The following is an 11,790-nucleotide window of genomic DNA, read 5'->3' as shown; positions in this document are numbered from 1 at the left end:
AAGAGAATCACATTCAGCGAATTGTGAAGATCAGGCCTCCACCCGCCCCCGGCGATGTTCGACCAGCATCGACCATGTATAGAGCGCAAGGCCGGCCCAGATCAGCGCGAATGCACCGAGCTGAGCTGTCGAGAACGGCTCATGGAAGATGAAAATCGCAAAGAAAAACAACATCGTCGGCGTCATGTATTGCATGAGGCCAAGTGTCGTATAGCGCAGCAATTTGGCACCACCTGCATAAAGGATCAGCGGGATGGCAGTGAAAGGCCCGGCCAGAAGCAGCATCGTCACGTTAAACGCTGGGCCGGTCGAGAAATGGTCCTGACCGTTTGCGGCCAGCCACAGCACATAGCCCAGCGCCGGAATGCACAGGATGAGCACTTCAAGTGTGAAACCCTGCAACGGCGGCATTGGCAGTGACTTGCGGAAGAAACCATAGAGGCCGAAAGTCAGTGGCAGCGCCAGCGATACCCATGGCAGACCACCTGCATTGACGGTCAGCAGTATCACTGCAGCGAAAGCCAGTCCCACGGCAACATATTGAACCCTGGTCAGCCTTTCGCCGAGGAAGAGACCGCCGAGGACGACATTGAACAGTGGATTGATGTAATAGCCGAGCGCTGCACCCATCACCTGATCATGAGCCACAGCCCACACATAGATCGACCAGTTGATAGTGATAAGCCCGGCTGTCAGAGCAGCCATGGCCAGCATACGCGGCTGGCGCACGGCGTTGAGAATGCCTTTGAACTGCCCCAGAGCCAGCAAAAGCAGCAGCGCGACCGGAACCGACCAGATCACGCGATGCGACACGACTTCCATTGCCGGGATGTGGCCAAGTGCCTTGAGATAGAACGGTAGAGCGCCCCAGAGCCCATAGGCTGCCAAAGCCATCAGAAAACCGCGCGACCCGTCAGAAAGGCGCGTATCGGTGATGGTCTGGTCGGACATGCCTCTCTCCTCGGCGAAACTGAAGATGTCGCAAACCGATTGCGGCAGGCGAAGCATCAAACTTCACCTGCTATGCGCCCAACAACCCATAAAATCCATTCAATTAAACTGATCGAAGCATCAATCGCCGTGAACAGATGGGTTTACTCAGCAGCAGCCAGTCCGGCCATCGCGCGGTTCTTCATCAGCTTGTAGTTGACCGAATCCATCAGTGCCTGAAAGGACGCGTCGATGATATTGTCCGACACGCCAACCGTGCGCCAGCGGGCACCGGTCGCATCTCCGGATTCTATCAGAACGCGCGTAATAGCCGCCGTACCGCCATTGAGGATACGCACCTTGAAATCCACCAGTCCAAGATCCTCGATTTCGGCCTGAAAACGCCCGAGGTCCTTGCGCAACGCAATATCGAGCGCGTTGACCGGACCGTGCCCTTCGGCGACAGACATGCGAACCTCGCCATCGACCTCAACCTTGACCACGGCTTCGGAAACGGTCTTCAGCATGCCGTTGGCATCGAAACGACGCTCGACGAGGCAGCGGAAGGATTCGACCTTGAAGAATTCCGGCTGTGGCGTCAGCATATTGCGCGCGAGCAGCTCGAAACTCGCATCCGCGCCTTCATAGGCATAGCCTTCGGCTTCGCGCTCCTTGACCATGGCAATCAACGTATCGAGACGCACATCGTCCTTCGCAACGCGAATGCCCCGGCGTTCCAGTTCGGCGATGAAATTGGACTTTCCACCCTGATCCGACACCATGACACGCCGGCTGTTGCCCACGGATTCCGGTGGCACATGCTCATAGGTCTGCGGTTCCTTGAGCAGCGCGGAAGCATGAATTCCGGCCTTGGTCGCAAATGCGGAAGTGCCGGTATAGGGTGCCTGCTCCGTCGGCGGACGATTCAGGATATCATCGAAGGCGCGCGAAATCCGCGTGATCCCCTTCAGCGCAGCTGGCTTGATCCCCAGCTCAAAACGCTCGGCCCAATAGGGTTTCAGCGCCAGTGTAGGGATCAGCGAAACGAGATTGGCATTGCCGCAACGCTCGCCTATCCCGTTGAGGGTCCCCTGCACATGGCGAACACCCGCATCGATAGCTGCAAGCGAGACGGCGACCGCCTGCTCGGTGTCGTTATGGGCGTGGATGCCAAGGCTCTCGCCTGGAACTACAGCCGTCACGGCGGCAACAATTTCGGCGATTTCCGACGGTTGCGTGCCGCCATTCGTATCGCAAAGCACAACCCAGCGCGCACCTGCCGAATAGGCAGCCTTGGCACAGGCAAGCGCATATTCGGGATTGGCCTTGTATCCGTCGAAGAAATGCTCGCAATCGACCAGCGCTTCCCGTCCTGCCATACGCGCAGCCGTGACGGAAGCGGTGATCGACTCCAGATTTTCCTCATTGGTACAGCCCAGCGCCAGGCGGACATGGTAGTCCCAGCTCTTGGCAACGAAACAAACGGCATCGGCAGAGGCCTGAAGCAGACTGGAAAGGCCGGGATCATTGGATGCCGAAACGCCTGCACGCTTCGTCATGCCAAAGGCCACGAACTTGGCGCGAGCGGTCTGACGACGCTTGAAGAAAGCCGTATCAGTCGGGTTGGCTCCCGGATAACCGCCTTCCACATAATCGACGCCGAGCTCTTCCAGCAGCGCGACAATCGACTTCTTGTCCTCCACGGAAAAATCAATGCCGGGTGTCTGCTGTCCATCCCGCAGAGTGGTGTCGTAGATATAGATGCGTTCGCGTGCCATTGTGCCTGCCTGTCGGTGGGTCTGCGGTCCGGTCAACCTTGCTGTTGCGGCCAGCTTTCAGTGTCGTAATCGGGATGCTGGTAGGAAATCATCGTTCGTACAAATTCGATGCTCTCCGGATCGCGTTCCGTTGTGTAGCCGGGAAGATTTGCAAGTTCCGGCACATAGGGCAGCTGCTTTTCGATGCCCCACTGAACCGTCGGCTCGATTTCCTCCGGCGCATCGAAAGCGCCTATGGCAAGCGCGATCCCGTCGGGCGCTTCGTAGGTAAGCGGCGTGCCGCATTCGGGACAAAAGCCCCGCTGCACATGATTGGACGAACGAAAGCGCTTCGGCTCGTTGCGCGTCCATTCCAGCTTCGCATCGCTCACCGACACCAGCGGCGCATAGAAATTACCGAACGCTTTCTGGCACATGCGGCAATGGCAGATCGATGCAGCGCCCATCGCGCCGTCGACGCGAAAGCGAACCGCACCGCACTGGCATCCGCCGGTATAGATCGGTTTGTTATCAAGCGTCATGTCATCCTCCCTGCTCCATAAGCTTGTTAGCCTACCACATCCCAGCTGGTTGTGCGTTCGCCCGTTGCCGGGTCCTTGCCATCCTTAAGCTGAACACCTTCCTGAAGCAGTTCGTCGCGAATGCGATCAGCCTCGGCCCAGTTCTTCTCATTGATGAAGCGCAGACGCTCCGCGATACGTGCTTCGATGGCTTGATGATCCACTTCCGCCTTTGCAAAGACAGGAATATCTTCAGCCATAACGAAATGCGGATCCAACAAGCCCAGCAGCGCCATGCCCTCGCCTAATCCGGTGATATCGCGTGCTTTGAAAGCCTTGCGCAATGCGGTGATCGCCGTCCAGCTGTTCAAATCGTCAGACAAGGCCTCAACGACTTCACCAACTGCGGTCAGCGTTTCCGGTACAGTGAACTTCCTGTCACGCAACAAGCCATACCAGCGATGCAGTTCGTCGGCGGATTCTGCCAGACGCTGCGCCGTCCAGTTGATCGGCTCACGATAATGCGTCTGTAGCATCGACAGGCGTGCCGCCAGACCGATCCAGCGATCACGCGCATCAACGTCATCCCATACGCCCAGTTGCGGCAGGCCTTCGTTCAGCACATCGCGAATGGTGATGAAATTGCCGAGCGATTTCGACATCTTCTGCCCTTCGACCTGCAAGAAGCCGTTATGCATCCAGATGTTTGCCATCCGCTCAGTGCCGAATGCGCAGCATGACTGCGCTATTTCGTTCTCGTGATGCGGGAAGACGAGATCGATTCCGCCGCCATGGATGTCGAACTGGTTCTTCAGCGGATCATCGCACTTCAATCCGCCACCAAACGGCTCAAGCAGCTTGGCCATCGACATGGCCGAGCACTCGATATGCCAACCCGGCCGGCCCAGCACCGCAATCCCCGCAGGAGACGACCAGCCCGGCTCGCCCTCTTTCGACGGTTTCCACAAGACGAAATCCATTTCGTCCCGTTTGTAAGACGCGACGTCAACGCGGGCGCCAGCCAGCATCTCATCCAGCGAACGGCGGGCGAGCGCACCATAGCGCGGCCCCTTCCGTTCATTCATGGCGGACGGCGAGAAGAGGACATGGTCCTCAGCCACATAGGCCACACCGAGCTTCACGAGACGATCGATCATCGCGCGCATCTCGTCCATATGCTCGGTTGCACGCGGCTGAACACTGGGCCGCAGATTGCCGAGTGCCGTCACGTCAGCCTGAAACTGCGCATTGGTGCTTTCCGTCACACGACGAATGGCTTCATTGAAGGCAAGATCAGGGTAATCCCGCGCGGCACGGGCGTTAATCTTGTCATCAACGTCGGTAATGTTACGCGCATAGGTGACATGTTCTGCGCCATAGACATGACGCAGCAGACGGAACAATACGTCGAAAACGATCACCGGACGGGCATTGCCTATATGCGCGAAGTCATAAACCGTCGGCCCGCAGACATACATGCGCACATTGTCAGCATCGAGAGGAGAAAACTCCTCCTTCATGCGGGTCAGCGTGTTGTACAGACGCAGTTTTGGCGCATAAGCCATTGTAAATATTCCCCAAATAGACCTGTGAAATCAGTGCGCAACTGACCGCAGCCGACTGGCCGGGGCGTTATCATCCAATTTTTATGAAAGGGAGACGAAAACGGCCGGGCCAGCAAACTGCTAGCCAATAATAATCGCACAAATACAAATGATCGTGGTCGGCGTTTTCATGGCTGCACTTATCCTCAGCAGGAGTGCTTCCGTCAAGAACTTTCGCTAAGCGGCTGATAGTTTAGTGAGATCACCAAGCATGTTGTATTTTTGCAACCTGCATATCCCCCTTTCCCGCGTTAACCGGAAAACCGCAAAACCGGCTCCAAACAGCCTTCATTCGGTCTCAATCAATCACAAAATGGTGAGCAGGCATTATCGAAAGGAAGGACCAATGTCTAAGAGTGAACTGCAACCCCGCCAAGACCGACTGGTTGATAAATACCGCGAAATCGGGCCTGCCGTGCTTGTTGCAGCATTGCTGAACGCAACGCGGCGCAGCAGCGACGGTCGTAACGACAATCGCCGGCGTTCCATTCTCGCCGTCAAGAAGACAGGCTGAAGAAGCTGATGTCGTTCAGCGCCGAGCCGCGCAGGCTCGGCGATCAGAGTCGGTGGATGCGTAACAAATAGCGCCAGTTCAGCAAGACTGGCGGTCACGGTCAGAACATCGAAAGCTGCCCGCCATTTCCGTCATCGGATTCGGGCTTGTTCTTTCGCTTCGGCTTTGAATGCTCCGAAGGAACCTGTTCCTCTACACGCTCCTGCAAATCGGGCGTCGTGTTGGCCACCTTGTTGACCTTGTCCGACACCGGAATTGCTTCAAAGAAATCATCCTGAGCCGGACGCATGATATCCGCCACTTCGCGCGGCAGAAAACGTTTGCAGTCCAGCCAGCGGGCAAAATCTTCCGGCTGCACAACAACAGGCATCCGTTCATGGATCGGCCGCAACAGGCCGTTGGCACTCGTCGTCAATATGCCTCCGGTATCGATCTGCGATCCGTCCGCACTGCTCCATGTCTCGATCAAGCCGCCAAAAGCGACGATTCCGCCCTTTCGCGGGCGCACCCAGTAGGCTTGAGCCTTGTTCTTGCCCTCACGGCGCCATTCATAGAAACCCGATGCCGGGATCAGGGCTCGCCGATGGTTCAGCGCCGCACGGAACGAATTCTTCTCTGCAGCCGTCTCGGAGCGGATGTTGAACATGAGCGGCCAGTCGTTCGGGTCTTTGACCCATGACGGGACAAAGCCCCATCGCACCAGCAAGCCGACGCGATCCGGCCTGTTGCTGCCCGGCGGTGGCGTTTCCCCGCCCAGAATAGTCAATATGGGTTGCGTTGGCGCGATGTTGTATCGTGGAGGAAAATCCTCTGCGATCAATGCGGCCGCGAAGGCTTCCAGCTCCTCCCGGCTTGCAGTTAATGAAAAACGTCCACACATGGTAGCCATGTTTAGCGTTTTTCTGCGCCGGTCAAGGGGTGCTTTTCCATTACCAACGGTGTAGCTCTAGCGTGATGAAAACAGTTCCCGTAGTTCCGATACCTCTGAAGATTCATGGTGTTTCGCTGATCTGCAGACGCGAAGGGCGCTTCCTTCTGGTCGAGCGCGGGAAGGAGCCGTGGAAAGGCTGGCTTGCTTTTCCGGGAGGAAGTATCGAACCGGGCGAAACACCCGAACAAGCCGCGATCCGCGAACTCAAGGAAGAAACGGCGCTTGATGCAAGGGCGCTATCGCACGTCATTACTGTAGATCTGGCGCTTGAGGGGAAGGCATATGACAAGAGCTATTATCTGTCTGTGTTCCGGGCCATCGATGTTTCGGGGCAGGAAATTGCCGGAGACGACGCCGCATCCATTCACTGGCTGACGATAGAAGAAATGGCGTCCGCAAAGGTGACGGACAGTACCCTCGATGTCGCGCGCACGGTGGCGGAAAATGAAGACGAGCGCTTGGATATTAATCCTGTTTAGCGATCTGCCTTGAAGAGGCCCCGATTTATAGCAATAGCTCATTTTCAGGTGAGAGGTTTTCGATTGAAAAGCATTCCGTTTTTTCGACCGGCTATCTGCTTCTCGATCGCTTTATGGGTCGGGGCGGCATGTCCGGCTTCCGCTCAGGACGCGCCCTATGAAGGGAAGATGTTGCGGCTCGCCGAAATTCTCGGCTCGCTTCACTATCTGCGCAATCTGTGTGGCGAAGCTGGCAGCGAATGGCGCGATCGGATGGATGCGATTGTGACGGCGGAAAAGCCTTCCGAAGCCGAACGGGTGCGGCTCATTTCGAGCTTCAACCACGGGTATCGCGTGTTCAGCGACAATTATACCCGTTGCACCCCTTCGGCGCTTGCGGCGATTGATCGCTACATGAAAGAAGGCGAGGACTTGTCGAACGAGATCATCTCGCGCTATGGAAATTAACCAATCATTCACTCTTGTGCGGATTGACAGGATTAGTTCGTTCAAATCCGTGATAATCTGTTAACACTGTCTTAAGAAGGCAGTCACGTTGCCAGATGGTTGAGCTCCCGCGAAACGGTGAGACACCGACAGTGCAACAGAAAGGCGAAAGCCAGGATGAAGTCTATGGAACATGCACCGGCCGATCTGGACGAAATGATTGCGCGCGAGAAGAAACTCGTCGCAATCGAATATCACAACGAGGCCTGGGCAGACGGTATCTCTGAAGGTATCGAACCGGAAATCCTTGCCGAAGCAGCCTTTACGACCGCGCTTACTGAACTGATCCGTGAAGCGGGCGACGATTGTGCGCTGGAGCTGATTGAGAAAATGCGCGAACAGATTGTAGCGGGAACCTTCCTGCCGCAGCGCATTCTTCAATAGCATCGATAGAACGCCGGTCGCGGGACCAGACCGGCGTAGCAGTTCCCTCCCGGCGTCCCTCTCCTTGCGCCAAATGTCATTCCCGATCAGGAACTCCGCCTCGCTTCGAATTTTATTGGCCGGGATAATCCTTGCCTGCGGCATTACCTTGCCCGCAGCTGCGGCAAGCTCTTTTGACCTCGCGCTGGCGGACCAGTCGGACTTCCTGCAACGCCCCGGCGGCAGTGCAGTGACGGATGAAAGCGACAGCTCTTCCCCTATTCCCCTGCCTGGCGCGCTTCCTCGCGCGGTGCCAAGAGTGTCGCCGGACAACGCACCTGCCCCGGCTGCATCCTCCAAGCCCATGCCGGAAATCCACCGCGATTTCGACAAGCTGCCCGAGCCTGTGAGGCTGACGCGTGAGCGCATGCTGGAAGCTGCCCGCTCCGGCGACATTGAGCAATTGCGACCGCTCCTCGGCGTCGAGGACAAGGCCACCCAGCTCTCGCTTGAGGACCATGAGGAAGACGTTATCGATTTCCTCAAATCGCTGTCGGGCGACGAAGCAGGCCGTGAAGTTCTGGCAATCATCGTCGATCTACTGGATACCGGCTATGTGCATCTGAATGCAGGCAAGGACGACGAGGTTTATGTCTGGCCCTATTTCTACGCCATGCCCCTCGACAGACTGACGCCGCCGCAGATCGTGGAGCTTTTCGAAATCGTCACCGCCGGTGATTTCGAGGATATGAAGAAAGCAGGCGGCTATATCTTCTACAGTATCGGTATCGGGCCGGACGGTAGCTGGCGCTTTTTCACTGCGGGTGAATAGTCAGACCCCGAAACGTACCCGGCTCGGCGGCTCGTTGTAGATGCGTTGCCAGACCCGGCGAAACTGCCGTGCGGAAGCAAAACCCGCTTGCGCCGCTACATTCTCGATATCGAGCTCGGAATTCAAAAGCATCTCGCGCGCAAGGCTGATCTTGAGACGATTGACATAGTCGGTCACCGTCATTCCGGCATATTCATTGAACAGACGCGAGAAGTTGCGCGGACTCGCACCGCCAATATCCGCCAGTCGTTCCACCGACCATTCCGCCGCCGGATCGTGCGCGATGGCATCCTGTGCGCGATGCACAACCGGATTCATATGGTTTCGCCCCTCAAGCCAGGGCGATAGCTGCGGGTCATTGCCGCTGCGCCGCAAATAAACGACCAGATAACGCGCAACCGCCAGCGCCGTGGCGTGATCGGTCAGCCCCGCCACGATGTGCAGCATCAGATCGATGCCTGCGGTGATGCCCGCGCTCGTTAACCGCTCGCCGTCTTCAACGAACAGCCTGTTCTCATGCACGCGTGCGGCAGGCGCCAGCCGTTCGAGTTCACCAAGCGTTAGATGGTGCGTGGTGCAGGAATAGCCGTCGAGTAATCCCGCGCGCGCTGCGAGCAGCGCACCGGAACAGATCGTCACCAGCCGCACACCGGGGCGAACTGCCCGGCGAAGCCATAGAACGATTTCCTTTTCCAGCGCCGCATCAGCGGATCGGTGGATCTCCGCGTTTCCGAGCGGAATATCGGCAGCACCCGAAACAATGACCAGTGCGTCATCTGGCAAGGCTTCTGGCAAAGGCTCCACCCCCGCCACTGGCAGACCGATGGAACTAAGCACGGTCGATGCTGGCCCGATATAACAAACGTCGAACCGTACGTTATGCTGTTCAAGATTTGCCTTGCGCAAAACCTCAAGCGGTCCCGCCACGTCGAGCAGAAGCACACGCGGCGGGATTACGACATAAACAGGAACTACCCGGACAATGTCCTCTTGGTCACTCATGCTGCCTTCCGTTCTCCGGACGTGGCGAGCGCCTGTTCCACAGTTACGATACGAGCAAAGCGATTGACCAGAACAAGCTCCGTGCGAGCCTTGATGTCCGCAGCGCTCCACTCATGGCCGCTTGCGTCAGTCATGGGAAAGGTCAATGTCGCTTCACTGACGAAATCGACGTGATATCCAAAATCCGATGCCTGCCGTGTTGTCGTCTCGCAGCATTGCTCTGTGCGGATACCCGAAACCAGCACACGGCGGATACCATTGGCAACCAGCCACACATCAAGCCCGCTTCCAACCAGCGCGCTGTGGCGGCGCTTGCGGAAAACCGCGTCGGGTTCAATCGACAGCGGCGAAATCGCCTTCACCAGACCCGATGCTTCCGAGAATGGGCCTTCATTCTCGACATGGAAAATCTGCACCACCGGAATACCGGCACGCTTGGCGCCATCGATCAGTGCCTGCTGGCGTTCAATATAGGCGCTAACCTCTTCGTCCCGGTAGTAAGGCCGGTGGCGGAATGACTCCTGAGCGTCGATAACCAGCAAAGCAGTATCTTGAGCGGACATTTTTTGTTCTCCCTATAAAAAGACTATAGGGAGAGACTACGCCTTGCAACTTGGATCAAAAGCCACCTGACGGACAAAGAGCGGACAGATCACGCCAATACGTTACCAGCTCCTTACCTTAAAGAAGATCACCAAGAGGAGGCGCATACTTTGCTGGCGTAAACTCGACGACGTCATAGGTTGCCAGTCCGTGTTGCCTGAAAGGGTCAAGCCTCAGTATCGCGTCCAGCTCGCTCTTGCTGACCTTACCGCTTGCGAGGATCACGCCGCCGTTTCGTGGGTTTTTCGGCCCGGAAGCCAGGAAAACGCCATCCGCATATTGCCGGTCCAGAAATTCCCGATGCGCTTCGAGATGCCTCCCGATCTCCTCAAGAGGCTTGATGTAGGTCAGGTTGACAACGAACATGAGACGACCTTCAGCGATGCGGCAATGCCTCGAGGAATTCCACCGGCTCGCCCATGTTGGCGTTGACGATCTCCGCTTCCCACATCACCTTTATGCCGCGCACGAAAGTGCCAATCGGCCATCCGGTAACAGTCTTGCCATGATAGGGCGTCCAGCCAGCCTTCGAACCTGCCTGCTCATGCGTGATCGTTTCGCGGCGCTTCATGTCCACGATGGTCAGGTCGGCATCGTAGCCGACTGCAATACGACCCTTGCGCGCCATGCCAAAAATACGGTTCGGGCCGTGGCTGGAAAGATCGACGAAGCGCTCCAGCGTGAGCCTGCCAGCGTTGATGTGATCAAGCATGATCGGCACCAGTGTCTGCACGCCTGTCATGCCGGACGGGGAAGCCGGATAAGGCTTCTGCTTTTCTTCGAGTGTATGCGGAGCGTGGTCAGAACCGAGCACATCGACAATACCCTGATCGATGCCCTTCCATACGCCATCGCGGTGACGCTTGTCACGGACAGGCGGATTCATCTGGATGAGATTGACGAGTGTCTTGTAATCGTCTGCCGACAAGGTGAGATGATGCGGCGTTGCTTCGCACGTCGCGACATCCTTGTGATCTTTCAGGAAGTCGATTTCTTCGGCTGTGGAGATATGCAGTACGTGAATGCGGGCGCCAGTATCGCGAGCGATGCGCACAAGCCGTTCCGTGCATTGAAGCGCTGCAACTTCGTCGCGCCAGACCGGATGGCTCGACGGATCACCCTGCACGCGCAGGCCTTCGCGTTCCTTCAACCGGAACTCGTCTTCAGAGTGGAAGGCCGCGCGACGGCGCGTGTTCTTCAGGATCGAACGAACGCCATCATCGTCTTCAACAAGCAGATCGCCGGTGGACGATCCCATGAAAACCTTGATGCCAGCAGCGCCCGGCAGGCGTTCCAGTTCAGCAACGTCGTTTGCATTGTCGCGCGTACCACCAACCCAGAAAGCGAAATCGCAGTGCATGCGATGGCGGCCACGACGAATCTTGTCTTCCAGCGTCTCGGCGGAAGTGGTGAGCGGCTTGGTGTTCGGCATCTCGAACACGGAGGTCACCCCACCCAGCACGGCTGCGAGTGAACCGGTTTCGAGATCTTCCTTGTGTTCAAGGCCAGGTTCGCGGAAATGGACCTGGCTATCCACCACGCCGGGCAGAATATGCAGACCGGTGCAGTCGATCACCTCACCTGCGGTATGTGTGGAAAGAGAGCCTATGGCAGCGATGCGACCATTGCGAATACCGACGTCGCGTTGGCCTATACCGTCGTGATTGACGATGGTTGCACCCTTCAAAATCGTATCGAATGTTTCGGCCATAGTTGTCTCCTGCCAGATTGATAGGACTTGCGAGCCTTTCCATTGGGGCTTACGTAA

Annotated in this window: 14 protein-coding genes; 5 read left to right on the top strand and 9 right to left on the bottom strand. The window is 57.0% G+C overall.

Annotation, left to right across the window (positions count from 1 at the left end):
* Window positions 1-30: 30 nt before the first annotated feature.
* From rarD to cysS, 4 genes are all read right to left on the bottom strand, one after another.
* Window positions 31-951, bottom strand: coding sequence for an EamA family transporter RarD (gene rarD, locus CES86_RS16150; protein ID WP_094514916.1), 921 nt, complete (start codon window positions 949-951; stop codon window positions 31-33).
* 143 nt (window positions 952-1,094) lie between these two features.
* Window positions 1,095-2,708, bottom strand: a complete 1,614-nt coding sequence (gene cimA, locus CES86_RS16145) for a citramalate synthase (RefSeq protein WP_094514901.1) — start codon at window positions 2,706-2,708, stop codon at window positions 1,095-1,097.
* Window positions 2,709-2,740: 32 nt separating this feature from the next.
* Complete coding sequence (locus CES86_RS16140; protein WP_036585779.1) at window positions 2,741-3,229, bottom strand: GFA family protein; 489 nt, start codon at window positions 3,227-3,229, stop codon at window positions 2,741-2,743.
* 26 nt (window positions 3,230-3,255) lie between these two features.
* Window positions 3,256-4,773 (bottom strand): cysteine--tRNA ligase, encoded by a 1,518-nt coding sequence (gene cysS / locus CES86_RS16135; protein ID WP_094514900.1) that lies wholly within the window; start codon window positions 4,771-4,773, stop codon window positions 3,256-3,258.
* Between the two features lie 385 nt (window positions 4,774-5,158).
* Between cysS and CES86_RS16125 the strand changes: the two genes are divergently transcribed.
* On the top strand, window positions 5,159-5,326 hold the full coding sequence (locus tag CES86_RS16125) for a hypothetical protein (protein ID WP_010661656.1): 168 nt from the start codon (window positions 5,159-5,161) through the stop codon (window positions 5,324-5,326).
* 100 nt (window positions 5,327-5,426) lie between these two features.
* Here CES86_RS16125 and CES86_RS16120 read toward each other — a convergent pair whose 3' ends face one another.
* Complete coding sequence (locus CES86_RS16120; protein ID WP_094514915.1) at window positions 5,427-6,206, bottom strand: SOS response-associated peptidase; 780 nt, start codon at window positions 6,204-6,206, stop codon at window positions 5,427-5,429.
* Between the two features lie 74 nt (window positions 6,207-6,280).
* Here CES86_RS16120 and CES86_RS16115 point away from each other — a divergent pair, with 74 nt between their 5' ends.
* From CES86_RS16115 to CES86_RS16100, 4 genes are all read left to right on the top strand, one after another.
* Entirely contained in the window at window positions 6,281-6,736 is a 456-nt protein-coding gene (locus CES86_RS16115) for an NUDIX hydrolase (protein WP_094514898.1), read from the top strand.
* Window positions 6,737-6,808: 72 nt separating this feature from the next.
* On the top strand, window positions 6,809-7,183 hold the full coding sequence (locus CES86_RS16110) for a TIGR02301 family protein (protein WP_373418758.1): 375 nt from the start codon (window positions 6,809-6,811) through the stop codon (window positions 7,181-7,183).
* Window positions 7,184-7,339: 156 nt separating this feature from the next.
* On the top strand, window positions 7,340-7,606 hold the full coding sequence (locus tag CES86_RS16105) for a hypothetical protein (protein WP_010661652.1): 267 nt from the start codon (window positions 7,340-7,342) through the stop codon (window positions 7,604-7,606).
* A gap of 73 nt (window positions 7,607-7,679) precedes the next feature.
* The gene (locus CES86_RS16100; RefSeq protein WP_029376310.1) at window positions 7,680-8,417 is read left to right on the top strand and encodes a hypothetical protein; all 738 of its coding nucleotides are present in this window, start codon (window positions 7,680-7,682) and stop codon (window positions 8,415-8,417) included.
* Here the strand turns inward: CES86_RS16100 and CES86_RS16095 are convergent, their stop codons facing one another.
* The 4 genes from CES86_RS16095 to CES86_RS16080 form a co-directional block, all read right to left on the bottom strand.
* A complete protein-coding gene (locus CES86_RS16095; RefSeq protein WP_094514897.1) occupies window positions 8,418-9,419 on the bottom strand; it encodes a GlxA family transcriptional regulator in 1,002 nt (333 codons plus the stop codon). It abuts the gene before it with no gap.
* Entirely contained in the window at window positions 9,416-9,982 is a 567-nt protein-coding gene (locus CES86_RS16090) for an isochorismatase family protein (RefSeq protein WP_012092406.1), read from the bottom strand. Before CES86_RS16090 ends, CES86_RS16095 begins: the two co-directional genes overlap by 4 nt.
* Before the next feature lie 118 nt (window positions 9,983-10,100).
* Window positions 10,101-10,388 (bottom strand): YciI family protein, encoded by a 288-nt coding sequence (locus CES86_RS16085; protein WP_094514895.1) that lies wholly within the window; start codon window positions 10,386-10,388, stop codon window positions 10,101-10,103.
* A gap of 10 nt (window positions 10,389-10,398) precedes the next feature.
* Window positions 10,399-11,733, bottom strand: coding sequence for a dihydroorotase (locus tag CES86_RS16080; RefSeq protein WP_094514894.1), 1,335 nt, complete (start codon window positions 11,731-11,733; stop codon window positions 10,399-10,401).
* Window positions 11,734-11,790 lie beyond the last annotated feature (57 nt).

Source organism: Brucella lupini, from assembly GCF_002252535.1.
GTDB classification, from domain to species: domain Bacteria; phylum Pseudomonadota; class Alphaproteobacteria; order Rhizobiales; family Rhizobiaceae; genus Brucella; species Brucella anthropi.
The sequence above is the reverse complement of the archived record's forward strand: the minus strand, read 5'-3'. Positions and strand labels throughout refer to the sequence as shown.